This window comes from Methylophilales bacterium, from assembly GCA_019823025.1.
GTDB lineage: Bacteria > Pseudomonadota > Gammaproteobacteria > Burkholderiales > Methylophilaceae > BACL14.
Map to the genome: position 1 here is coordinate 87380 of CP081940.1, position 23429 is coordinate 110808.

The 23429-nt window shown below is 32.4% G+C and carries 23 protein-coding genes; 19 read left to right on the top strand and 4 right to left on the bottom strand.

Annotation, left to right across the window (positions count from 1 at the left end; genetic code table 11):
* The first annotated feature begins 7 nt into the window (after positions 1–7).
* The 7 genes from K6112_00470 to K6112_00500 all read left to right on the top strand — a co-directional run bounded on the left by K6112_00470 (position 8) and on the right by K6112_00500 (position 8300).
* The gene (locus tag K6112_00470) at positions 8–1003 is read left to right on the top strand and encodes a hypothetical protein (protein QZP17867.1); all 996 of its coding nucleotides are present in this window, start codon (positions 8–10) and stop codon (positions 1001–1003) included.
* Positions 1000–2973, top strand: a complete 1974-nt coding sequence (locus K6112_00475; protein QZP17868.1) for a hypothetical protein — start codon at positions 1000–1002, stop codon at positions 2971–2973. The genes K6112_00470 and K6112_00475 overlap by 4 nt, the downstream gene beginning before the upstream one ends.
* Positions 2974–2976: 3 nt before the next feature.
* Positions 2977–3903, top strand: coding sequence for a hypothetical protein (locus K6112_00480; protein ID QZP17869.1), 927 nt, complete (start codon positions 2977–2979; stop codon positions 3901–3903).
* A gap of 102 nt (positions 3904–4005) precedes the next feature.
* Positions 4006–4743 (top strand): glycosyltransferase, encoded by a 738-nt coding sequence (locus K6112_00485; GenBank protein ID QZP17870.1) that lies wholly within the window; start codon positions 4006–4008, stop codon positions 4741–4743.
* 119 nt (positions 4744–4862) lie between these two features.
* Positions 4863–5744 carry a glycosyltransferase gene (locus K6112_00490; GenBank protein QZP17871.1) on the top strand — a complete coding sequence of 294 codons (882 nt, stop codon included), beginning with the start codon at positions 4863–4865 and terminating at the stop codon, positions 5742–5744.
* A gap of 21 nt (positions 5745–5765) precedes the next feature.
* Entirely contained in the window at positions 5766–6326 is a 561-nt protein-coding gene (locus K6112_00495) for a sugar transferase (GenBank protein ID QZP17872.1), read from the top strand.
* Positions 6327–6410: 84 nt separating this feature from the next.
* The gene (locus tag K6112_00500) at positions 6411–8300 is read left to right on the top strand and encodes a polysaccharide biosynthesis protein (protein ID QZP17873.1); all 1890 of its coding nucleotides are present in this window, start codon (positions 6411–6413) and stop codon (positions 8298–8300) included.
* 7 nt (positions 8301–8307) lie between these two features.
* On the opposite strand, the gene K6112_00505 is transcribed toward K6112_00500, so the two are convergent.
* Genes K6112_00505 through K6112_00515 form a run of 3 tightly spaced genes read right to left on the bottom strand, consistent with a single transcriptional unit; the run spans position 8308 to position 10885 of the window.
* Positions 8308–8946, bottom strand: coding sequence for an HAD family hydrolase (locus K6112_00505; GenBank protein ID QZP17874.1), 639 nt, complete (start codon positions 8944–8946; stop codon positions 8308–8310).
* Positions 8943–9947, bottom strand: a complete 1005-nt coding sequence (locus tag K6112_00510) for a Gfo/Idh/MocA family oxidoreductase (GenBank protein QZP17875.1) — start codon at positions 9945–9947, stop codon at positions 8943–8945. The genes K6112_00505 and K6112_00510 overlap by 4 nt, the downstream gene beginning before the upstream one ends.
* Positions 9944–10885, bottom strand: coding sequence for a rhodanese-related sulfurtransferase (locus K6112_00515; GenBank protein ID QZP17876.1), 942 nt, complete (start codon positions 10883–10885; stop codon positions 9944–9946). Before K6112_00515 ends, K6112_00510 begins: the two co-directional genes overlap by 4 nt.
* A 100-nt stretch (positions 10886–10985) precedes the next feature.
* Between K6112_00515 and ndk the strand changes: the two genes are divergently transcribed.
* The 9 genes from ndk to der are packed head-to-tail and all read left to right on the top strand — an operon-like array spanning position 10986 to position 20065.
* Positions 10986–11390, top strand: coding sequence for a nucleoside-diphosphate kinase (gene ndk, locus K6112_00520; protein QZP17877.1), 405 nt, complete (start codon positions 10986–10988; stop codon positions 11388–11390).
* 6 nt (positions 11391–11396) lie between these two features.
* Entirely contained in the window at positions 11397–12488 is a 1092-nt protein-coding gene (rlmN, locus tag K6112_00525; protein QZP17878.1) for a 23S rRNA (adenine(2503)-C(2))-methyltransferase RlmN, read from the top strand.
* Positions 12485–13696 carry a flavodoxin-dependent (E)-4-hydroxy-3-methylbut-2-enyl-diphosphate synthase gene (ispG, locus tag K6112_00530; GenBank protein ID QZP17879.1) on the top strand — a complete coding sequence of 404 codons (1212 nt, stop codon included), beginning with the start codon at positions 12485–12487 and terminating at the stop codon, positions 13694–13696. Before rlmN ends, ispG begins: the two co-directional genes overlap by 4 nt.
* A gap of 7 nt (positions 13697–13703) precedes the next feature.
* A complete protein-coding gene (hisS, locus tag K6112_00535; protein QZP17880.1) occupies positions 13704–14972 on the top strand; it encodes a histidine--tRNA ligase in 1269 nt (422 codons plus the stop codon).
* A 5-nt stretch (positions 14973–14977) separates the two neighbouring features.
* Positions 14978–15817, top strand: a complete 840-nt coding sequence (locus K6112_00540) for an ABC transporter ATP-binding protein (protein QZP17881.1) — start codon at positions 14978–14980, stop codon at positions 15815–15817.
* Positions 15814–16614 (top strand): ATP-binding cassette domain-containing protein, encoded by an 801-nt coding sequence (locus K6112_00545; protein QZP17882.1) that lies wholly within the window; start codon positions 15814–15816, stop codon positions 16612–16614. The genes K6112_00540 and K6112_00545 overlap by 4 nt, the downstream gene beginning before the upstream one ends.
* A gap of 5 nt (positions 16615–16619) precedes the next feature.
* Positions 16620–17243 (top strand): tetratricopeptide repeat protein, encoded by a 624-nt coding sequence (locus tag K6112_00550; protein ID QZP17883.1) that lies wholly within the window; start codon positions 16620–16622, stop codon positions 17241–17243.
* Entirely contained in the window at positions 17240–18619 is a 1380-nt protein-coding gene (bamB, locus tag K6112_00555; GenBank protein ID QZP17884.1) for an outer membrane protein assembly factor BamB, read from the top strand. Before K6112_00550 ends, bamB begins: the two co-directional genes overlap by 4 nt.
* A gap of 36 nt (positions 18620–18655) precedes the next feature.
* The gene (der, locus tag K6112_00560; protein ID QZP17885.1) at positions 18656–20065 is read left to right on the top strand and encodes a ribosome biogenesis GTPase Der; all 1410 of its coding nucleotides are present in this window, start codon (positions 18656–18658) and stop codon (positions 20063–20065) included.
* Here der and K6112_00565 read toward each other — a convergent pair.
* Complete coding sequence (locus tag K6112_00565) at positions 20062–20868, bottom strand: outer membrane protein assembly factor BamD (protein QZP17886.1); 807 nt, start codon at positions 20866–20868, stop codon at positions 20062–20064. The two genes, der and K6112_00565, sit on opposite strands and share 4 nt — an antisense overlap.
* A 38-nt stretch (positions 20869–20906) precedes the next feature.
* On the opposite strand from K6112_00565, the gene rluD reads away from it, so the two are divergent.
* From rluD to K6112_00580, 3 genes are read left to right on the top strand one after another with little or no spacing between them, the layout of a single operon-like run.
* Complete coding sequence (rluD, locus tag K6112_00570; protein QZP17887.1) at positions 20907–21872, top strand: 23S rRNA pseudouridine(1911/1915/1917) synthase RluD; 966 nt, start codon at positions 20907–20909, stop codon at positions 21870–21872.
* Positions 21872–22579: a peptidoglycan editing factor PgeF gene (gene pgeF / locus K6112_00575; protein ID QZP17888.1), complete on the top strand. Its 708-nt coding sequence runs from the start codon at positions 21872–21874 to the stop codon at positions 22577–22579. The genes rluD and pgeF overlap by 1 nt, the downstream gene beginning before the upstream one ends.
* A gap of 58 nt (positions 22580–22637) precedes the next feature.
* Complete coding sequence (locus K6112_00580) at positions 22638–23414, top strand: ZIP family metal transporter (protein QZP17889.1); 777 nt, start codon at positions 22638–22640, stop codon at positions 23412–23414.
* Positions 23415–23429: the final 15 nt, after the last annotated feature.

Consider the following 23429-nt stretch of genomic DNA (forward strand, 5'->3'; position numbering starts at 1 on the left):
TTAATAGATGTCTAAAATCCTTCTTGTATGCTTTCTAAGTCCAGACATAGGTATCGGTCATCTTTCTAGACTTCTTGTATTAGCCGACTCATTGAAAAAAGATAGAAGTATTGTTTCGGAGTTCTTAATTTTTGGCGATCTAATTAAAAAAAATGAGTTAGCTACTTATAATGTCCATAATTTTTCACTTAAAAAGAACTTTGGTTCTATTATTGAAAATATCTTAGATTCAAATAGTTTTGATGCTTTGGTATTTGATCTTTATCCAAAGCATAATATAAATAATCTTGGCAAATTATTCTATAAACTAAAGCAACTAAATATATGTATCATAAGTATTGATTCACTTATTGAGTATTGCAATATAATTGATCTAATTTGGGTTCCATCATTTAATTTTGATTGCGATAAACATTCAGATTGTACTTGTGAGTTTAAGTCAGGATGGGATAGCTTCTTGATTAAGAAGAGGCTTCAGCATAAGGTCTGGAGACCAGGATCAAAAGTTCTAATCCTAACGGGTGGGAGTGATGCTGCAAATTTAGTAGAAACGCTTCCTGCTAAATTAGATAGGTTGTTAGCTAATAATATTGAGATCCACTGGGTTAAAGGGCCATTTTCTAGAACTCCAAAGTTACCAAAAAAATGTCGTCTAAATTGGATTATTCATGACTCCCCAGAGCATCTTGATGCATTAATAGTAAAAAGCAACTATGTAATGACAGTATTTGGAATATCTTTCTTTGAAGTACTTCAGTATGGAGTACCAACAGTTGTTTTCTCTCCATATGGTATGAAAGACAATGACGAGTTAAATAGTTTATTTGAAGAGAATGTAGCTATGGTTACAAAAACAACTGAGCAGGCAATTGAAGGCCTTATTAATCTTATGAAGAATGATAAGATTGCAAAAAAATATTCAATAAATGCATTAAAAAAAATGTCAATTAATGGAACATCACAACTGTCAAAAAAAATTATTTCGCTTATAGGGCCTAAATGAAAGCAAAAGGATATTTGGTTTTTCACCTCAATCTAGCATTCTCGTCTATTGAGGAAGAGGCATGGGAGGATGTTATTCGAACTTGTTATCATCCATTGCTAAACCTTATAGAAAAAACTGGTATTCCAGTTGGTATTGAATTAACAGGCTGGACTTTAAAGCAGATTGAACGTATCGATGATCTCTGGATTAAAAGATTTAAAGCATTATTGAATTCAGGAAATTGTGAATTAATAGGTAGTGGTTATTGCCAGATAATTGGACCTTTAGTCCCCTTTAAGTCAAATGAATGGAATCAAAAATTAGGAATTAATACTTACAAAAAAATTCTCAATCAGAGACCTCAAATAGCCTTAGTAAATGAAATGGCTTTCTCAAGTAGCCTTGTAGATTTGTATGATAAATTTAATTATAAAGGTTTTATTATGGATCGAGATAATATTAATCTAGCAATAAATACTAAAAAAATATCCAACAAAGTCCCAACGCATGCTAAGGGAGTCAATGTTATGGAAATGCCTGTATTATGGTCTGATTCAATTTTATTTCAAAAAGTACAGCATTTTGCATATGGTGATTTATCTATAAGTGATTATTTAAATTACCTTAAAAAACGTATTGGCAATAACGAAATTCTTCTTCCTATTTACTGTAATGATGCCGAAGTTTTTGATTATCGTCCTGGTAGGTTTAAAGAAGAAAGACCAACTCATCATGAGGGGGAATGGATAAGGATCGAAACACTACTTAACTTTATTTCCTCAAAAACTGAAATAGAATTTATTTCACCTTCAAGGGCATTAGAAATCAGCACAAATAATAATGATAAATATGTCTCAAAGTTAGTTAGTTCAGCTTACCCAATACCAGTTAAAAAACAGGATAAGTATAATATAGTAAGATGGGCTCTTACTGGAAGAAATGACATTTGGATTAATACTATTTGTCATCGTATTGAACAACATTTCAATAAGTTTAAAAATAATAATTCTTATGATTGGGAAGCATTATGTGAATTATGGTCAAGTGACTTACGCACACATGTTACAGACAAAAAATGGAACAAAGCATTAGCTCAAATGAAGTATTTGTTAGATAAAAACTCAATTAATAATTCTATTAGAAATATTTTTAAAAAAGAAAAGAAATGCGACACCTTAAAATCTGCTATTGGCCATTACGGTGATTTTAAAATTTGTCTTGATGATGAGGGAATTTTTCTAACCATCACCACAAAGAGAATAAGGCTAGAATTAAATATAAGAAGAGGAATGGCTATTAAAGGCCTTTCATTTTTATCCCATAAAATGGAACAATGTATTGGCACATTAGCACATGGACATTTTTCAAGTATTTCATTAGGTGCAGATTATTATTCCGGAGGTTTAATAGTTGAGTTACCTCTTCAGAGAAAGCGAGTTACAGATCTTGAAAAAGTAAATCCAAAATTCGCTATTAAAAGTAATGGATATATTCAGATTAGTTCAAGAATAAATACTCATATTGGATCAATAGTAAAAATAATTGAGGTTTCACCAGATACTGAAAAAGTTTTTTTAAGTTATGACTTCTCAAAATGTAAAAAGATTATTGGAAGTGTTAGGCTTGGAATAATAACTTTATTGAATCAATTTAGTGATGGCAACACAACGTTATTTTGCGCAAATGGAGGTGAAGATAATGAGCTATTTAATTTGGATGGTGATTTTAATCATACACTACCAGCATCAACTCTTGTTTCCTCTTCAAGAGGATTAGGTTGCACAACAGGAATAATTCAACTATCGAATAAAAGAAAAAAATTAAATTTTAAATGGGACCCAAGCAAGTATGCAACAATCCCTATGCTTCATAATGAATCCTTTGATAAGGAATCCCTCTCCAGAATATTATTTTCTGTTAAGGAAATTGACGACACATCAAAGGATATATCAAGCATCAGTTCATTTGCTTTACAAATTTCAACATAAAAAATGAGAAAAATTTTATTTCAGGAAGCAGATTTTTATGGTGCCTCAAAATTAATTTTTGGTAATAATTCATCATTACCAATTTGTTACAAAGCTACCTGGATGCATGGACTATCTCCAATTTTAAAAAATTTAGTTGATAGCTCAATTGTAATTCATTTTAACGAAAGACATTTACCAGTACACCTTGTGAATAATGAAGATACAGTAAAAATTTTAAGCGATCAAAATGTGCAATCTATCGCAGTAGGAATGCCATTTATCTATACGAAGGCTCATATCGAAAAAAAGAAAAAAATTTTTTTTAATAAATTATTTATGCCAGCTCATTCAATTATTGGAAACCAAAAAAAAGATTATACCAAGTGGAGGGAAATAATAAAAAAATATAATTGTGACGCCATTTGTTTGGGCTTAAGTGATTATTTTTATATTAAAAATAAAAGAATTGACCTCGGAAATATAAAAATTTTAAAAGGGGCTCATGCTAGTGACTTGTCATCATTAACAAGGTTATCCGAAATGTTCTATAGTACAAAAGAAATGATTTCAAATGCAGGAGGATCACATCTTTTTTATGCTGCTGCTTCAGGAGTTAAAATTGAGATAATTGATGAGATATATGATTTACGAGATCAAAAGATTATTAAAAAAAATAGATTAAAACTTATTAAAAAATTCCCAAAAAAACTTCAAAATATATATGAATTACATCTAAAGAAAGATGGAGGTGCTGATGAACATGTTTTGAGATGGAATAACAAAGGAGTAAAAGAGATTGAAGAATATGCAAATTATATGCTTGGCACTGAACATAGGTCAAGTAAAGGTAAAATAAAAAAATACTTAGTTGAAGCAAATAATACAAAAAAACTGTTAATGACCGCCAATCTTTTATTAAATAAATTTACTAGTAAATTTAATTTTTAAATCAAAGAAAAATTATGAAAGGATGTTTTTAATGATAAAAAAATTAATGATCTCAACTTTAGATTTTAATTGTACTTATAGGTTTGTTACGTTGATAGAAAAATGAGTATATCAGTTTGTTTAGTTACTTTTAACGGAGAGTCATTTATTGAGAGACAACTCAAATCGATTCTTTCACAAACACATTTACCAGATGAAATTATATTATTAGATGATTTTTCAGATGATAATACCGTCAAAATTGCAAAAAAAATGCTGCAGAATTCTGGTCTAAATTTCATTATTTTAAAGAATATATACAGATTAGGTATTAATAGATCTTTTGAAAAATGTTTTTCAAAAGCCACTTCTGAGATTATTGTAATTTCTGATCAAGATGATTTTTGGTTTAAAGATAGGCTTTTAAATATAAAAAATAATTTTAAAAAAAACCCCTCCGTCGAATTAATTTCACTTAATGCTTTTGTTGAGGTTTCTGGAATAGTTTCTAAAAAAACGGTTAATGACCATTATCCTTACACAAGTTCTACATTAATTAATTTAGCAAAAAATAGATTTACTGGTTGCCAAATTGCCATAAAGAGAAATTTTCTTGAGACTCTATATCCGTTTCCGAAAGATTTTATATGTTACTACGATCATTGGATATCTCAATTTTCGTTAATAAGAAAAACAACTATGTATATCGATGCTGTTCAAGGCTACTATTGTAGGCACTCAAAAAATGTAACTAATCTTGTTACCAAAAGATCTCTTGTAAAAATTTTTATACTAAGGTCTATTTTATTAAGTTTAGTGATAAAAAAATATATTGTTTTAAAGTATAAATCTAAGTTTTAATTTCTAAAGTAAAGTAAAGTAAAGTAAAGTAAAGTAAAGTAAAGTAAAGTAAAGTAAAGTAAAGTAAAATGATTAATCAATTATCCTTTTTATAATCAATTTATTTGATAGACCTATCCATGAAAAAAAGACCATCAATAGCAGTTCTGTTAGCAGCTTATAATGGAATTTTTTGGATTGAAAAACAAATAGAATCATTGTTATATCAAAAAGATGTAGATATTGACATTTATGTAAGTATTGATTTATCAAATGATGGAACATTAGAAAAATGTGAGGAATTAGCATCCACCTATAAGAATATTATTATCCTACCTTATGGCGAATCTTTTGGCAGCGCGGGAAAAAATTTTTTTCGTTTAATAAGAGATGTAAATCTTAATATTTATGATTATATTGCATTCTCTGATCAAGATGATATTTGGCTTTTAAATAAATTATCATGTGCTGTAGATTACATAATAGAAAAAAAATTAGATGGATACTCTTCAAATGTAATTGCATTCTGGGAAAATGGAAATGAAGTAACTATAAATAAAGCTTTACCTCAAAAAAAGTTCGATTATTTTTTTGAGTCTGCGGGACCTGGTTGTACGTATGTTATTTGTAAGCAGCCAATGGAAAAATTTAAAAAATTTCTAATAAGGAATTGGGAAAGAATTAATCAAGTAGAATCTCATGACTGGATGATTTATGCTTTTTGCAGAAATGAAGGTTTTAAATGGGGCATTGATACAAGATCATTGATGAAATATCGTCAACATAAAAATAATTCTTTTGGCGCTAATTTTGGTATAAATGCCTTTATAAATCGTATTAAAAAAATTAGAAATAATTGGTATCGTAATGAAATAAAAAAAATATTTTCTTTATTGAGAATAAATACTAAATATAATTTTACACTTAATAGATTATTTTTAATAAAAAACTTTTGGCATTTGAGACGCAAAACAAGTCATGCTATATTTTTATTATTGATGCTTGTATTGAACGTTTTTTAGTAGATTTCACTTAATAAAAAAATGAAAAGAGTATTTGATCTTATATTTTCCGTTTTATTGATACTTCCATGTCTTTTAATCATTATCTTGATAAGTCCTTTAAATTTTCTTACTTCATCAGGTTCTGTTTTATACTGGTCAAGACGTGTTGGTAAAGATAATAAAATTTATATGATGCCAAAGTTTAGATCTATGATCGAAGATACTCCACTTATTGAGACACATCTTCTTGAAAATCCTGATTCTTACTTTACTCCTATTGGAAAATTTTTACGATTAACTAGCCTAGATGAATTACCTCAAATTTTTTCTATCCTAAAAGGAGATATGAGTTTTGTAGGTCCACGCCCCGCACTCTTTAAACAAAAAAAATTAATTACTTTACGATCTAAAAAAGGTTTAGATAAATTGCTACCTGGAATTACAGGTTGGGCACAAGTAAATGGTAGGGATGAGTTATTAATAAATGAGAAAGTAGAATTTGATTTTGAATATCTTAATAGAAAATCATTTTGGTTTGATATGAAAATAATATGGATGACTATTTTAAAGGTTTTCAATCGAGAAAATATTAGACACTAGTAATTTTTTTTACCTTCATTGATTAATATCATTAGCCCTGTAAAAAGCTTATAATTTCAAGTTAACTAATTAATCAATTTTATTTTGATAGATACACTTATTAACTTATCAAGAGCCAAAAAAAAGCTTATTATGCTTTTCGTCGATGCTTGGTTAATTGTATTAGTAATTTTTCTTTCATTTTATCTTCGCCTTGGTTATTGGTATTTTCCTCAAAGCAACCTAATTTATTTAATTTTGATTTCACCAGTTGTTGCTATACCTATCTTTATAAAATTTGGTTTGTACCGTTCAATCATTAGATTCCTTGGCTTTAAGGCTCTATGGATTATTGTCAATGCAGTTACATTGTATTCTCTCGTGTGGGGCATCCTTTTATTTATAGTACCTTTTGAAGGAATTTTTCCTCGCTCGGTCATAATAATTAATTGGTTTCTATCATTACTATTTGTTGGAGGTTTGCGAATTGTTGCACACTGGATCCTCACAAAAGAAAGAGATCTTAAAGATAGTAGACAATTAGGCATAAATTGTAAAAAAGTTATAATTTATGGCGCAGGTGATGCAGGTATTCAGTTAACCAGTGCATTAGCCCTCTCTCATGAATACAATCCAATTGGTTTTATAGATGATTCAAAAGAATTACAAGGTAATGTTATTGCAGGTCTAAATATATATTCAGCAAATGAAATTTCGAATTTAATTAATAAATATAATGTCGATGAAATACTAGTTGCTATACCTTCAGCTTCTCGAGCCAGACAATTAGAGATTGTTAGTAAATTAGAACTTTTTCGAGTAACGGTCCGCATGTTACCTGGCGTAGCAGAACTAGCTGAGGGTAAAGTAAGTGTTGGTGATTTAAGAATAGTTAGTATCCAGGATTTACTTGGTCGCCCCAAAGTATTTCCAAACAAACAGCTATTAGATAAAAATATCCTTGGCAAGGTTGTTTTAGTTACGGGAGCAGGAGGATCAATTGGATCCGAGATATGTAGGCAAATAGTTCGCTTAAAACCTAAGGCTTTAATATTATATGAGATTAGCGAGTTTGCACTTTATACAATTGAAAAAGAACTTTTTAAAATTAATAATTCAATTGATGTTTATCCTTTATTGGGGAGCGTTTTAAATAAAGCTAGGCTATACAGTGTTTTAAAGAAATTTAGAGTCAATACAATCTACCATGCAGCAGCTTATAAACACGTCCCAATTGTAGAGTTAAACATTACGGAGGGTGTTAATAATAATATTTTCGGCACTCTGAATTGTGTCAACGCATCTATCGAATATAATATAGAAACTTTTGTTTTGATTTCATCAGATAAAGCTGTTCGACCGACAAATACAATGGGAGCAACTAAGCGAGTAGCTGAATTAATTCTGCAAGCAATGGCTTCTAAGCAATCTGTTACAAAATTTTCTATGGTACGTTTTGGTAATGTTCTTGATTCGAGCGGCTCTGTAATACCTTTATTTAAACAACAGATAAAGGAGGGCGGGCCAATAACAGTAACCGATATTAATATTTCGCGGTATTTTATGTTGATACCTGAAGCTGTAGAATTAGTAATTCAGGCAGGTGCTATGAGTTCCGGAGGTGATGTTTTTGTTCTAGATATGGGCGAGCCAGTGAAAATTAAAGAGTTAGCTGAGAAGTTGGTAAGACTTTCTGGTCTAAAAGTAAAAGATAAGATTAATCCTGATGGGGATATTGAAATTAAGTATATAGGCTTGAGACCCGGAGAGAAACTTTTTGAGGAGCTTTTGTTAGGAGATAATGTAAGCAATACAGACAATTCAAAGATAATGCGTGCGGAAGAGGATATGATTGCTTGGGATAAGCTTGAGCTTATTTTGGAAGAATTAATAAATGCAGTAAATGATAATGACAACGAAAAACTTCAAGAGCTTTTAAAAAAACTTGTCCCTGATTTTAATCCACAGTTTAAGATTAAAGATTTTTTGGATTAATCACAATTTAGTTTAAGATTATTTCAAGTTCTGAGAATGACTCAATTGACTTAATTACATCAATTTTTGACCAATCTTGAGTTTGGCCGTAACCATATTTAGCCCTAATAAATTTTAATTTATGAGCGTTTGCGCTTAATCCATCATTTACTGTGTCACCAACAAAAAAAGAATTCATAAATATATTATCTGTATTTATAATATCTTTTAACATATTATCTTTATTCCTTGTCGGAAATCGAGTGTCACTACATTGTATTGTATAGAAATAGCTGGCCCATTCAAAATGTTCAATCAATTTGATCGTAGGTGCTTTCCTCTTATTTGTTGCAATAGCCATGGGAATATTCATTAAAGCTAATTTCTTTAAAAGATTATGAACACCAATGTAAGGTTGGGTGTGTAAAATAACTTGATCATCATGCATTTGAATAAATTGCCTAACAAATTGATCTAGTTGATTTTGATTCCTAGGCCCTAAAATTTCAGATGCTGTATCCCTTAATGGGGGTCCAATCAGGATATTTTTTGCAAATTTGATTCGTTCGGGGGCTAATTCATAAGTTATGTTTTGAAAGCATTTGCGTATAGTTTTTTCAGAATCAACAAGCGTTCCATCAAAGTCAAAAATTATTGCTTTACTCAAAGTTGCACCCAATCATTTTTTTCAATACTAAGTTGAATGCTTTCAAGTGTTTTTACATTCCACAATGTGTCTTCATTTGATAATTTGGCAGGTATATCTGAACTAACAACTTTATTGAAATGATTAATCTCTAAATTAAAGTGATTAGCTGCTGGGACAACCTCTTCAGTTAAGCCAGAACTTTCTGTATTGATAATTATTTTTGCTTGTTTGTCCTCCGATTGCCATACTATTGGACATTTAACCCTTCCTAAAGGTCCAAATACCTCAAATTCTGATCTTCGCGTACATTCAAAACTAATATCAAACGTTGCCCTTTTTGAGTTACCAAAATCAATTAAGCCACTTGTTGAAATATCTGCACCATAGTCATTAAGTTTAGCAATTGCTTTAACTCTCACAGGGTTTTCTTTAAAACATTGTCTTATTGTATGAATTGCATAAGGACCTATGTCCCAGAGTGCGCCACCTCCTTCAGCCATCGGACGATTTATACGATAAAACCTCGCAGGTTGAATTGGAAATGAAAACATTGAGTGTCCGTAGTTTATTTCACCTAAAATATTTGATTTAATTGTATTCATAATTCGATCAAATTGTGGATGAAAAGCATACATAAATCCTTCCATAATTTTGACGTTATTTTTAGCGGCTTCTTCGATTAAAGTTTCTACTTCTTCAGATTTTATCGTCATGGGCTTTTCAATCAAAACATGCTTTTTTGCTCTTATTGCTTTCAAGGCGAACTCAGTATGTTCCTCGTTTGCGAGTGGTATATAGATTACATCGACTTTTTCATGACTGATGACTTGATCAAATCCATCGAAACAGGATACTTTATCTTCATATTCTGGTAGATTCTTTATTAAGCATTCTTTAGATGCACCAGGCCTTCTACTGCCAATCGCTATCAACTCACCCATGTTTGATTTTGCAATCGAAGGCATAAGACGCTGGTTAACTCTTGCTGCACCTAAAATACCCCATCCGATCTTTCTCATAAATTATCCTTTGTTAAATTTTTATTATCACCAATATGATTTTTACCTTTTGATTTTGATAACATAATTTGTTTTTGCCTTTCAATTACTCCAGCTTTTTTTTTCTCACTTAGCTTATTAAAGCAATAGGGACAAGAGATGCCTTTAGTATATTGATTTGATTCTATTTCTTTTGGTGATAGGGGGTGTCTGCAAGCATAACATTGATCATATTGCCCCTCATCTAAACCATGTGTGACTGCGACGCGCTGATCAAAGACAAAACATTCTCCTTCCCATAAACTTTCTTGTTTGGGAATATTTTCTAAATATTTTAAGATACCTCCTTTGAGATGATACACATCCTTAAATCCTTTCTCTAGCATTAAAGAGGTTGCTTTCTCACAACGAATTCCACCAGTGCAAAACATTGCGACTTTCTGCTGCTTTTTATCTTCGAGATTTTTTTCCACAAAGGAAGGAAACTCTCTGAATGTTTTTGTTTGAGGGTTATTAGAGTTTTTAAAAGTACCAATATCCACTTCGTAATTGTTTCTAGTATCAATAACAATCGTATCTGGATCTTCAATTAGTGCATTCCAGTCCTCTGGATTAACATATTTACCAACTTTATTTGTTGGACTTATGCCTTTAACTCCCAGAGCGACAATTTCTTTTTTTATTCTCACCTTCATTCTATAAAAAGGGTTTTTTGATACCCATGATTCTTTATGTTCGAGATTTTTAAAATTATTCTTAAAAAAGGAATCTTCTTTGATAAATTTAATAAATTTCTGAATTTTTTTTTCATCCGCAGATATGGTTCCATTGATTCCTTCAGAGGCCAATAAGATTGTTCCTTTGATACTATTTTTTTGACAAAATTTTAAAATAAATGCTTTGAGTTGCTCGATATTTTCAAGGCTAACAAACTGATAAAAGGCTATAGTGAGGAACATAATTAATATTGGTTAAATTTAATTTATTTTATGCTTTAAAAATGTTATTTTAACGCTCTTTTAATAGGTTTATTTAATAAATTTTCTGGAGAATTTTAAAATGACACTGGAGCAAACATTATCAATCATAAAGCCTGATGCAGTTGCAAAGAATGTAATCGGAGAAATATACACAAGATTTGAAAAGGCGAATTTAAAAATTGTAAAAGCTATGATGGTTCATCTCACAAAAGAGGAGGCTGAAGGTTTTTATGCTGTTCATAAGGAAAGACCCTTTTTTAATGATTTAGTCAAATTCATGACATCTGGTCCAGTCATGATTCAGGCATTAGAGGGTGATAATGCCGTTTTAAAAAATAGAGAATTGATGGGAGTAACCAATCCTAAGGAAGCAGATGCCGGAACTATTAGAGCAGATTTTGCTGATAGTATTGACGCAAATGCGGTTCATGGTTCTGATTCATTAGAAAATGCTAAAATAGAGATTGAATATTTCTTTGGTTAAGCTTTTTTGGATAATTTACTCGATTTTAACTGCAATGAATTAACCGAATATATCCAAAAATCCGGCCATAAGCCTTATCGGGCTAAACAGTTATTAAAGTGGATTTATCATTTTGGGGAAAGAGATTTTTCCAAAATGACTGATTTAGCGATTACATTTCGTGAATCTTTGATTAATAAAGCTAAAATTGAAATTCCTGCAATAGAATTTGATCATCTGTCTTTTGATGGAACACGCAAATGGTTATTAGATATGGGAACTAAAAATGGTATTGAAACTGTTTTTATTCCAGAAGAAAATCGTGGCACGCTGTGCATTTCATCGCAAGTAGGTTGCGCATTAGAATGCACATTCTGTTCTACGGGTAGGCAGGGCTTTAATAGAAATTTAACATCTGCTGAGATTATTGGGCAATTATGGCTAGCCAACAACAAACTACGTGAGCAAGAAAATTATATGCTATTAAGCGGTGATGAGCGCATCATCACGAATGTCGTGATGATGGGGATGGGAGAGCCTTTAGCTAACTACAGGCATGTCGTTCATGCATTAGAAATGATATTAGACGATGCTGTCTATGGTTTAAGTCGAAGAAAGGTGACATTATCAACAAGTGGCCTAGTTCCTGCGATTGATAAATTAAGTCTTGATTGTCCAGTTTCCCTTGCCATTTCTCTTCATGCGTCAAATAATGAACTGAGAGACATAATTGTTCCAATAAATAAGAAATATCCTCTCGATAAACTTATGTCTTCTTGCGTTAGATACATTGAAAGGGCACCCAGAGACTTCGTGACATTTGAGTATGTCATGTTGGAGGGTATCAATGATTCAGCTGAACAAGCTAAAGAGCTTATCAAGCTAATTAAGGATGTTCCATCAAAGCTTAATTTAATTCCATTTAACCCATTTCCGAAAAGTGGATACAAGTGCTCAAAAAGGACAGTTATAAAATCTTTTCAAGAAATTTTAATGGATGCGGGTGTAGTCACGACAATTAGAAAAACTCGTGGAGATGATATCGATGCTGCCTGCGGACAACTTGCAGGGCAAGTTCAAGACAAAACTAAAAGAACACAACGGCTCAAGCTAATATGATAAAAAAAAATACGACTCAAGTGATGGTAGGTGATGTCGCGGTAGGCGGTGGAGCTCCTATTGTGATTCAGTCAATGACAAACACCCATACATTTAATAAAAAAGAAACGGTAGCCCAAATATTGGAGCTCTGGAGCGCTGGCTCAGAGATCGTTCGAATCACAGTGAATGATGAAGAATCAGCGAAGGCAGTGCCTGATATAAAAAAAGAGTTACTTGATAATGGATGTAATGCGCCAATTGTTGGGGATTTCCATTTTAATGGACATAAATTATTAGAAAAATATCCTGCTTGCGCAAATGCCCTTGATAAATACCGAATTAATCCAGGTAATGTTGGTAAAGGCAGTAAGAGAGATGAACAGTTTTCAGCAATGATTAAAACAGCAATACATTTTGATAAGCCGATTCGAATTGGTGTAAATTGGGGAAGCTTAGATCAAGATCTTTTAAGGAGTTTAATGGATGAAAATGCAAAACTAAAAAATCCATTAACATCACAATCAGTGATGAAGGAGACTTTAATTAGATCAACCATAGACAGTGCTAATGCAGCAGAGGAACTGGGGCTAGCAAATAATAAAATAATTGTCTCTTGCAAGGTGAGTGATGTTCAGGATTTAATTGAGGTCTATACCAGCTTATCAAAAAGATGTAGTTACCCCTTACACTTAGGCCTTACAGAGGCTGGTATTGGGTCTAAAGGGATTGTTTCCTCGGCAGTATCCATGGGGTATCTTTTACAACATGGGATAGGAGATACAATTCGAATTTCATTAACCCCCGAGCCAGAAGAATCAAGGACAAATGAAGTCATTGTTGCGCAAGAGTTATTACAAACCATGGGCATACGCTCTTTTTCACCTCTTGTCATTTCATGCCCAGGTTGTGGAAGAACAACCTCAACCTACTTTCAAGAATTAGCTGGTGAAATACAAAGTCATTTAAGAAAGGCTATGCCAGATTGGAAAAAGAAATATAATAATGTTGAAGATATGAGCGTAGCAGTGATGGGTTGCGTTGTTAATGGCCCTGGAGAGTCAAAAATGGCTAATATTGGTATCAGTTTACCAGGAACAGGTGAACTCCCTGTAGCGCCTGTTTATGAAAATGGAAAAAAAACCGTTACATTGAAAGGTTCGTCAATAAGTGAAGACTTTAAAGGTATCATTGAAAAATATATTCAAAACAATTATGAGAAAAAATAAATCTTAGATGGTTAATAAGATTCAATCTATAAAAGGATTTTACGATGTTGCCCCAGATATTCAAAAGGTCTGGCGTTATTTTGAATCAAAGTGCTTGTCAATTTTTGATCAATATGGGTATGAAGAGATTGGACTCCCAATCATTGAGGCAACAGAATTATTTGAAGCGGGTGTCGGGACGCATACTGATATTGTCGAAAAGGAGATGTATAGCTGGACTGATAAGCTAAATGAAGACAAGTTAACATTGCGTCCAGAAGGTACGGCAGGATGTGTTAGGGCAGTTATTCAAGGAAGCTTAACCTATAACGGACCTATAAAGCTTTTTTATAGAGGCCCTATGTTTAGGCACGAAAATGTACAAAAAGGCAGACAAAGACAATTCCATCAACTAGGTATTGAATCGTTTGGTTTTACAGACCCTGCAAGCGATGCTGAACAAATAATTATGTTGAGTAGGCTATGGAAATCGCTTGGTTTAGAGAAAAAAATTCGCTTAGAAATTAACTCAATTGGTGATATTGATGACAGAGAGCGTTACAGAAAAGAATTAATTGATTATTTTGAAAAAAATACAGAGATCTTAGATGAGGATTCTAAAAGAAGGCTGTATAAAAACCCAATGAGAATATTAGATAGTAAAAATCCTCGTATGCAGGATATGCTTGAAAAAGCACCTAAATTAATTGACTCGATAAATGAAGATGCTAACAAGCATTTTAATTCACTCTGTCAGATTTTAAAAGACAATCAGGTTAATTTTAAATTAAATAAAAGGCTGGTCAGAGGTTTGGATTACTACAACAGAACAGTTTTTGAATGGATTACTAGTGAATTAGGTAGTCAGGGAACTGTTGCGGGTGGTGGACGGTATGATTACTTAGTCGAAAGATTAGGTGGAAAACCAACGCCAGCATGTGGTTTTGCCATTGGTATTGAGAGAATTATTTTATTGCTTGAGAATACAGATTTTGAAAATAATGATATTAACCCAGATATTTATATTGTAAATTTAGGGAATGAATCGAGAGATAAGTCTTTTACTATTGCAGAAAACTTAAGGAATCAAAATTACAAAGTCACTGTAAATCTTGATTCAGCAAGCTTTAAATCACAAATGAAAAAAGCCGACAAAAGTAATGCAACAATTGCACTCATTATTGGTGAAGATGAGTTAAAAAACAATCTTATCCAGGTGAAACTTATTCGTAAAGATGGCTCTCAAACAGAAGTAAAAGAGAAAGATATACTAAGTTTTATTAAACAAAATATTTAATAAAAATGAATAAATATATATTAAAAATCAATAATTTATCAATAAGAACTAAAGTAGATACTAAACTTAATTTAGTTGATGATATTTCCTTTTCTGTTAAGAGTGGCAAAACAACATGTATTGTTGGTGAATCTGGAAGCGGTAAAAGCTTAACTGCTCTCTCGATTATTAGATTACTGTCCCCACAATTAAAAATGTCTGGAGAAATTTTATTTAACAACGAAGATATTTGCAAAATGAGTGAGCTTGAAATAAGAGAAAAGAGAGGTCTTGATATTGCCATGATTTTTCAAGAGCCCATGACCTCACTTAACCCAGTTTTAACAATTGGTTATCAGATCAAAGAGGCCATAGCCGTACATTCTGATTTACCAAATAATGAGATTAATAATAAAGTTGAAGAATTGTTAATGCTTGTCGGGATTCCTGTTGAAAGAATCAGTAGTTATCCTGACGAATTATCAGGAGGGCAAAGACAGCGGGTCATGATTGCAATGTCAATGTCATGTAATCCAAAGTTACTTATTGCTGATGAACCTACCACTGCGCTTGATGTGACAGTTCAAGCTCAAATCCTCAAATTGTTAGATGATCTAAAAAGTAAGTTAAATATGTCTATGTTATTTATTACTCATGATTTTGGTGTTGTTGAGGATATTGCCGACGATGTGATTGTTATGTTTAAGGGAAAGATTGTCGAAAGAGGGGAAGTAAATCAAGTGCTCAAAAAACCGAAACATCCATACACTAAAGCCTTACTAGGATGCGTTCCAGATGCATTAGGAAAAAAACAATTAACTCCAATAGATTATGAAAAGTTAGATAGGGCTATACAAAGACTATGAAGAAGCTCTTGCAAACAAATAACTTATCAAAAACCTATGTGCAAACTCAAGGATTTTTTTCTAGGGTAAGGACTAATATTCATGCGCTTGATAATGTAAGTTTTTCTATCAATCAAGGAACGACAATGGCCGTTGTAGGCGAATCGGGTAGTGGAAAATCAACACTTGCAAAAAGTTTAGTCCGCCTTGTTAATCTTGATGAAGGGAGTGTTAAGTTCAATGGTCTTGATATACTTAACTTAGAAGGAGAAAAGCTAAAAAATGTTCGAAAAGATATTCAGATGATTTTTCAAGATCCCTATGCCTCTCTAAACCCACGATTAAGCATTTTACAAATTATGGAGGAACCACTCCTTATCCATAATTTTCAAGATAGGGATGCTCGTAGAAAAAAAATTGAAAATTTCATTAAGCATGTCGGACTAAAAGCATCTGATTTAAAAAAATATCCTCATCAGTTTTCAGGTGGCCAGAGGCAAAGAATTGGTATCGCTAGAGCACTGATTCTTGAACCAAAATTGGTAATTTGTGACGAACCTGTTTCAGCGCTTGATGTGTCAGTCCAAGCCCAGATATTAAAATTATTAAAGGACTTGCAGAGAGAATTCGGACTTACTTATTTATTTATTACTCATGACTTAAGAATAGTAAGACACGTTGCAGACGATGTCATGGTAATGCGACATGGAAAGCTCGTCGAAGAGGGAAAAACTGATATAATTTTCAAAAATCCGAAGAACCAATATACAAAAGATTTAATCCAATCCATTCCAGGATTAGTCTCAAAAAGGAATTAGAATAAATGGCATTTGATAATGATGAACAACAATCAGAATACTTTAAAAATTTTTATAATTTACACAAAGTTAAAATATTCTCAGCAATAGCAGTACTTCTAGTCGCTTTTTTTACTTACCAATACTTGGTGAGTGTCAGTGAGTCTAGAGATGAAGAGGCTTCTCAAATTTTCCAGGATGTGTTGGTATCTAAAATCGACAATATTGATGAAATCAAATTGAAAGTAGGTTTACTTCAAAATGATTTCAGCAATTCGCCCTATGCAGCCAGAGCAAGTATTTATTATTCTAAGCTTTTAGTAGAGACTAGGGATTATTCTGCTGCTGCAAAAGAACTTATTTGGGCTTCAGGTGAAAATATTGAACCATCAATTCAATCTATGGCAAATTATCTTTTAGGTAATTTATATTTAGTTGAGAAAAAGCTTGAAGAGGCTCTTGAGGTAGCAAATAAAATCATTACTGAGGGATACATTGGCCTAGCAAATGATTTAAAGGGCGATATCTATCTCGCCCAGGGGGATAAGGAGAATGCAATCAAATCGTATGAACTTGCCCTTAACTACTTTGGCGGTCAAGGAGAGCTTCACAAAGTAATTGAGAATAAATTAAATTCAATTAGTCAATGAGGTTAATCCCTCTAATATTTCTTACTTCACTCTTATTTGGTTGTTTTATTGGGCCAGTTGAAGACTTTGTTGATCAAATGGATGATCAGTATTTTGCAGATGAATTTAATAATATCCCAACTGAAATAAAACCTTATGATAAAAAAGTTTCTATAGAGCTACTTTGGGAGAATAAGGTTGGTGACAATGATGCACACAATCTAAATCTTATATTTTCTGAAGATTTTGTCATAGCTGCTACTAGTGATGGAAGCTTGCGAAAAATGCAAATGGCAACAGGTGAAACTGTATGGGAAAAAGAAATTTCTGAAGAGATAATGATCGGTGTAGGAGGGGATTTTGAATATATTCTGTTTGTTACGGAAAAAAGTTATCTATGGTGCCTTGATAGTGAAGGTAATGCAATTTGGAAAATATTTGTTGATGGTGAGGTTTTAACCACACCAGTCATTAATAATAAAAAAGCTTACGTTAGACTTGCTAACTATGAAATTTTACAAATTGATTTAAAGCAAGGTGACATTGATTGGAGGTATGCTCATTCATCACCTTCTTTAACATTCAATGGTACATCATCATTAACCTTCTCAGATGGGGTTATTTATGGAGGATTTGGTGCAGGAAAGCTTGTTGCGGTCCACCAAAAAAGTGGCGCATTTATATGGGAGGCAAATATATCTCAAATAAAAGGAGTTACAGATATTGATAGACTTACTGATGTTTTAAGTAAGCCAATAATTAACGATTCTGAAGTTTACGCAGTTTCAACTTCAGGTGATTTAACATCAATAGATAGAAGAAGCGCAAGTATCATTTGGACTCGTAAAATTTCAAGCTTTAATAATTTTGTTTTTGATGGTTTTGATATATATCTAACTCATAAGAGCGATTCAATTTACTCCTTAGACTCTAAAAGAAATGGAAAAACAAATTGGCGAAACGCTGACTTACAGTTCCGAAGAATAACTGATCCAATTATTGTAGGTGACCAAATTGCAGTTGGTGATTTTGATGGATACATTCACCTTCTAAATTCTGAAACAGGCATTGTTGAAGGTCGAGCTCAAATTACATCTGGTGTCCCTATAGGAAAAAATATTCACTCTATTGGAGATAATAAAATATTAGGAATTGATCTTGAAGGTAATGTTTTTTATTTGCAAGTAAAAAATGTTTCAGAAGAGATAATTAAAGATAACATTGATGAACAACAAGACATCGATGAAAATACTATAAAGGAGCCTACTGAACTTAATGAGCCTAGTGTGCCTGATGAGTCTAGTAAGGCCGTTGAAACTCCAACAAACGAAATGTGTGACGTTGATGAAGGCGATATTAGAAATAAAGGTAATAGAAAAAGAAAAAATTGTTATTAGGCTTAGTTTAAAAATAAATTAGTTGGTCAAAAAAAAATGAAGAGTATCGTCATAGTTGGCAGACCTAATGTAGGTAAATCGAGTTTATTTAATCGTTTAACGAAAACTAGGGATGCAATCGTAGCTGATATGCCTGGTCTTACAAGAGATAGGCATTATGGGAAGTTAGAAATTCAAGATAGTCAATTTCTACTAGTTGATACAGGTGGGTTTGAGCCAAAGAATAAAGAGGGAATTGTGCAAGAAATGGCTCTTCAAACAAAACAAGCTATTGATGAAAGCGACATTATTGTCTTTATGGTTGATTCTAGAAAAGGATTGCATCCAACTGATGAACATATTGCTGACATTATAAGAAAGAATGAAAAGCCAAAAATTATTGCGGTAAACAAAGCAGAAGGTATTTTAGATGAAAAAGCATTCGTAGATTTTTATTCACTCGGATTTTCAAATTTAATTAGACTGTCTTCAGCTCATGGAGAGGGAATTTCAGCCCTCAAAGATTTTTTATTAACGTTTGATGAAAACCGTGAAGAAGAAATTGAGGATGAAAAACATCCAAAAATATCGATAGTTGGTAAACCCAATGTTGGAAAGTCTACCCTCATAAATGGCTTACTTGGGGAAGATAGATTTATTGCTTTTGACCAACCTGGAACAACAAGAGATGCAATTTCAACAGAATTTTTTTGGGGGAAAGATACTTATACCTTAACTGATACGGCAGGTATAAGAAAGAAAGGGAAGGTGTTTGAAACGATAGAGAAATTTTCAATTATCAAAACACTTAATGCAATAGAGCAGTCAAACATTGTAGTTTTACTTATTGATGGAAAGGATGGTCTTTCAGCTCAAGACTTGCATATTCTTGCATTTGTAATCGAAACTGGAAGGTCTTTGGTTGTAGTTATTAATAAATGGGATTTGTTAGATGACTATGAAAAAGATAAAATAAAAATTCAGATAGATAGAAAACTCTCATTTGTCAATTTTGCTGAGGTGGTATTTATCTCGGCTATTAATAAAAGAGGCTTTTCAGAAATGATGAGAGCTATCAAAAAAGCATATCAATCATCGCAAAAAAAACTTTCTACGCCACAAATTAATTCTGTTCTTGAAAACGCATTAATTTCTCATCCTCCAAAGATTATTAAGGGTATAAGGCCAAAACTGAAATATGCACATCAAGGCGGCTTGAATCCGCCTCAAATTATTATTCACGGTAATCATTTAAATGAAATAAAAAAAGATTACATTGTCTTCCTGGAGTCTTTTTTTAGAAAATCATTTCAATTAGTTGGTACACCAATAAGAGTTTTATTAAAAAATTCTGAAAATCCTTTTGATAAAAAAGATTTAAAACCGAGGAAAACCGGTCTTGTGACAAGAAGAAAAATTAAAAACGAATATAGAGAAAAATTGAATAAAAAAAATATTTCTAATTAATCGTAAAGACTATCCCAAATATTCCACCAATCTTTCTTTTTAGCCTGGAGGTCTTTGGTGTGAAATTGGCTATTAGGATAATTTAATTTAAGTATTTTTTCAGTATCTTTCTGAAGATCATGAATTCCAAGAAACTCATAAGCGCTAATCATAATAACTAAAGATTCTTCTTGGTGAATGGTTTGTGGATACTCTTTAAGCACAAACTGTGCTCTATTAAGCGCAGCAATGTAGGCTTTACGTTTCATGTAGTATCTTGCTACATGAATTTCGTTTTCAGCCATTTTATTCATTAGGTATGTCATTCTGATTATACAATCATCATAGTATTTGCTGTCAGGATATCTCTCTACAACAATTTCAAAGGCTTTGAAGCTTTCTTTAAGTGGTGAAACATCACGGTCACTAATGTCTTGAAGGGTGAATTTATCCATTAAGCCTCTATCTACAAATAGAACGACTCCTTTTAAATAGAATGCATAGTCAACTGTTGGATGATTAGGGTATAGTCTAATAAATTTATCAAGCATCGCAATAGCCTCAGCATCTTGAGAAAATTTATAATATGCATAAGCTAGGTCTAATTTAAACTGTGGAGCAAGCTTTGAATTGGGGTAACGTTGCTCTCCTTTTTCTAGCACTCTAATTGCCGAGGGCCAGTCACTGCTAGCTGCATAAGCTTCACCTCTGGATAGAATCCACTGAGGTGTTTGACCAGTAGTTTCATCAAATTCAACGGGATCACCAAAAATAAAACAACCCGATAAGAGAAAAGTTAGTATTAATGTTGAAATTAATTTCATAGGTTGATTAATGATAATGATGATGTAAATTATACCTTATGAAACAAGAAAAATTAGAGTTAATCATCCCAAAAAAATTAACAGGAAAAAGAATAGACATTGCACTTCAAGAATTGATGGCAGACTATTCAAGAGCAAAGCTCCAAGCTTGGATTAAATCAGGATTTATTTTACTTGATAGCAAAAAAATCTCATCAAAAGACATTGTTTTAGGCGGTGAGATAGTCAGCGTCGAAGTTCAACAAGATGAAAAAATACTGCAATTCGAGCCAGAAAATATTTCACTTAATATCGTCTATGAGGATGAAAATTTATTTGTAATAAATAAAAATCAGAATATGGTTGTTCACCCAGCAGCTGGAAACTGGAGTGGCACTATATTAAATGCAATCTTGTTTCATTTTCCTAAGAATAAATCTTTACCTAGATGTGGAATTGTTCATCGTCTTGATAAGGATACAACAGGTTTAATGGTGGTTGCAAAAGATGAAGTAACCCAATCAAATCTCATTAAACAATTGCAGTCAAAAAAAGTATTTAGGGAATATAGGGCAATTGTCTGGGGTCAGGTGCTTGTAAATAAGTCAATTGATCTTCCGATAGGGCGACACCCATCAGTTAGAACAAAAATGGCCATAAATAAAAATAATGGAAAGAATGCTGTTACCCATTATGAAGTTCTTGAACGGTTCATAATGCATAGTTATTTGAGGTGCAAGCTTGAGACTGGAAGAACACATCAAATAAGAGTTCATATGAATCACAATACATCTCCTATTGTTGGAGACCAGACTTATGGGCTCAAGAAAATCATCCCTACAAAAGAAATATCATTAGCATTGAAGGATGCGACTATTAACTTTCCCAGACAGGCACTTCATTCAAGTTCATTGGGCTTGATTCATCCAAAGACTAAAGAGAATATGCGTTGGGATATCGATCTCCCTGAAGATATGAAAACACTTCTTGATCTAATAAGGCATGAAAGCTCAATTTCTAACTAATGCTTAATACTATAGATAACATAAATGTATTTGAGCCCGAATGGGATGTCCCCAAAAATATTTTCGCCTTACAAACAATAAGAAATTCTGACTCCGGTAAGGAGCCCTTAAAAAAAAATAAAACAAAACCATTAACTAATTTTGGTCTTGAATTTATTAATAAAAAGGCAATACGGTTAAATCAATCACATAGCAATATTCCTATTGAGTTACCATCTGATGAACGAGATGCTGATGCTTCATACACAACACAGAACAAAGTGATCTGCTCAATAAGAACAGCTGACTGTATGCCCTTATTGGTTACAGATGAAGAGGGAAGTTTTGTTGCTGCTATTCACGCAGGCTGGCGAGGACTGACATCTGGAATTATTGAAAATACCTTAAAAAAAATTAATGTAAAAGGCAAATTTATAGTTTGGATTGGTCCGCATATTAGCCAAGATTTTTTTGAGGTAGGTGCTGAAGTAAGAAATATTTTTTTGGAAAATGACCCATTTTCCGCAGAGGCATTTAAAAATGGAGCTAACGGGAAATATTTTCTTTCTATGCTCAAAGTAGCTGAGCTTAAGTTATTTTACTTAGGTGTAGAAAAAATATACATTACGAAAAATTTTTGCACTTACAAAAATGCTAATAATTATTACTCATATCGCAGAGATGCTTCCAAAGAGAGGATGACCTCCTTAGCATGGATAGAAGAATAATTTTATTTCATCTTACCTAACTTCAAACTATAATAGATTACTTTTTTATGGATAAACAATGGCTTTATACTGGATCATAGCTGTTTCATTCGCTGGAGGATTAATGAGCCTCCTACTTGCAAGTATCATTTTTAAGAATGCTAATGTTGCTTTAGCAAACAATTTAGTGAGTTTAGCTGTAGGGACTCTATTAGCTGCCTCATTTCTTGAAATAATTCCTCATGCAATGGAGGCTTCAAATAATAATTTCCATGATATTAGTTTTACGGTATTGATTGGAATTTTGATACTTTTTATTCTTGAGAAGTTAATGATATGGCGTCATTGCCATGGTTCTCACTGTCACAAACATACAGAATGCGACTCACAATCAAAGCAAAGTAAACCCAGTGGGAATAGCGGTATTATTGTGATTGGTGATTTATTTCATAACTTTGTTGATGGTATATTAATTGCGAGTGCATTTTTGGTTGATATTAAACTTGGTTTGATTACTGCGCTTTCAATGCTACTTCATTGTTTACCGCAAGAAATGAGCATATTTTCAGTGCTTTTACATCAGGGTGTATCAAAGTTTAGGGCGTATATGTGGAACATTGCATCGAGTTTTGCCACACTATTGGGTGGGCTTTTATCTTTTTATATTTTAAGTATTATGGAGAACCTCGTTCCTTATGTTTTAGCAATAGCTGCGTCAAGCATGATATATGTTGCAATATCTGATCTTATTCCAGATCTTCATGAGAAAACTGATACAAAAGACTCTCTTAAGCAAATATCATTTATTTTGATTGGAGTGGCTATCATCTATTTTCTTCATGATTCAATTCATTAAAATAAGGATTATTTT

Excerpts from the sequence above, each read along its gene's own strand:
- K6112_00470 (QZP17867.1), top strand. The coding sequence starts at position 8 with ATGTCTAAAATCCTTCTTGTATGCTTTCTAAGTCCAGACATAGGTATC.
- K6112_00475 (QZP17868.1), top strand. The coding sequence starts at position 1,000 with ATGAAAGCAAAAGGATATTTGGTTTTTCACCTCAATCTAGCATTCTCG.
- K6112_00480 (QZP17869.1), top strand. The coding sequence starts at position 2,977 with ATGAGAAAAATTTTATTTCAGGAAGCAGATTTTTATGGTGCCTCAAAA.
- K6112_00485 (QZP17870.1), top strand. The coding sequence starts at position 4,006 with ATGAGTATATCAGTTTGTTTAGTTACTTTTAACGGAGAGTCATTTATT.
- K6112_00490 (QZP17871.1), top strand. The coding sequence starts at position 4,863 with ATGAAAAAAAGACCATCAATAGCAGTTCTGTTAGCAGCTTATAATGGA.
- K6112_00495 (QZP17872.1), top strand. The coding sequence starts at position 5,766 with ATGAAAAGAGTATTTGATCTTATATTTTCCGTTTTATTGATACTTCCA.
- K6112_00510 (QZP17875.1), bottom strand. The coding sequence starts at position 9,947 with ATGAGAAAGATCGGATGGGGTATTTTAGGTGCAGCAAGAGTTAACCAG.
- K6112_00515 (QZP17876.1), bottom strand. The coding sequence starts at position 10,885 with ATGTTCCTCACTATAGCCTTTTATCAGTTTGTTAGCCTTGAAAATATC.
- ndk (QZP17877.1), top strand. The coding sequence starts at position 10,986 with ATGACACTGGAGCAAACATTATCAATCATAAAGCCTGATGCAGTTGCA.
- ispG (QZP17879.1), top strand. The coding sequence starts at position 12,485 with ATGATAAAAAAAAATACGACTCAAGTGATGGTAGGTGATGTCGCGGTA.
- hisS (QZP17880.1), top strand. The coding sequence starts at position 13,704 with ATGGTTAATAAGATTCAATCTATAAAAGGATTTTACGATGTTGCCCCA.
- K6112_00540 (QZP17881.1), top strand. The coding sequence starts at position 14,978 with ATGAATAAATATATATTAAAAATCAATAATTTATCAATAAGAACTAAA.
- K6112_00545 (QZP17882.1), top strand. The coding sequence starts at position 15,814 with ATGAAGAAGCTCTTGCAAACAAATAACTTATCAAAAACCTATGTGCAA.
- K6112_00550 (QZP17883.1), top strand. The coding sequence starts at position 16,620 with ATGGCATTTGATAATGATGAACAACAATCAGAATACTTTAAAAATTTT.
- bamB (QZP17884.1), top strand. The coding sequence starts at position 17,240 with ATGAGGTTAATCCCTCTAATATTTCTTACTTCACTCTTATTTGGTTGT.
- der (QZP17885.1), top strand. The coding sequence starts at position 18,656 with ATGAAGAGTATCGTCATAGTTGGCAGACCTAATGTAGGTAAATCGAGT.
- K6112_00565 (QZP17886.1), bottom strand. The coding sequence starts at position 20,868 with ATGAAATTAATTTCAACATTAATACTAACTTTTCTCTTATCGGGTTGT.
- rluD (QZP17887.1), top strand. The coding sequence starts at position 20,907 with ATGAAACAAGAAAAATTAGAGTTAATCATCCCAAAAAAATTAACAGGA.
- pgeF (QZP17888.1), top strand. The coding sequence starts at position 21,872 with ATGCTTAATACTATAGATAACATAAATGTATTTGAGCCCGAATGGGAT.
- K6112_00580 (QZP17889.1), top strand. The coding sequence starts at position 22,638 with ATGGCTTTATACTGGATCATAGCTGTTTCATTCGCTGGAGGATTAATG.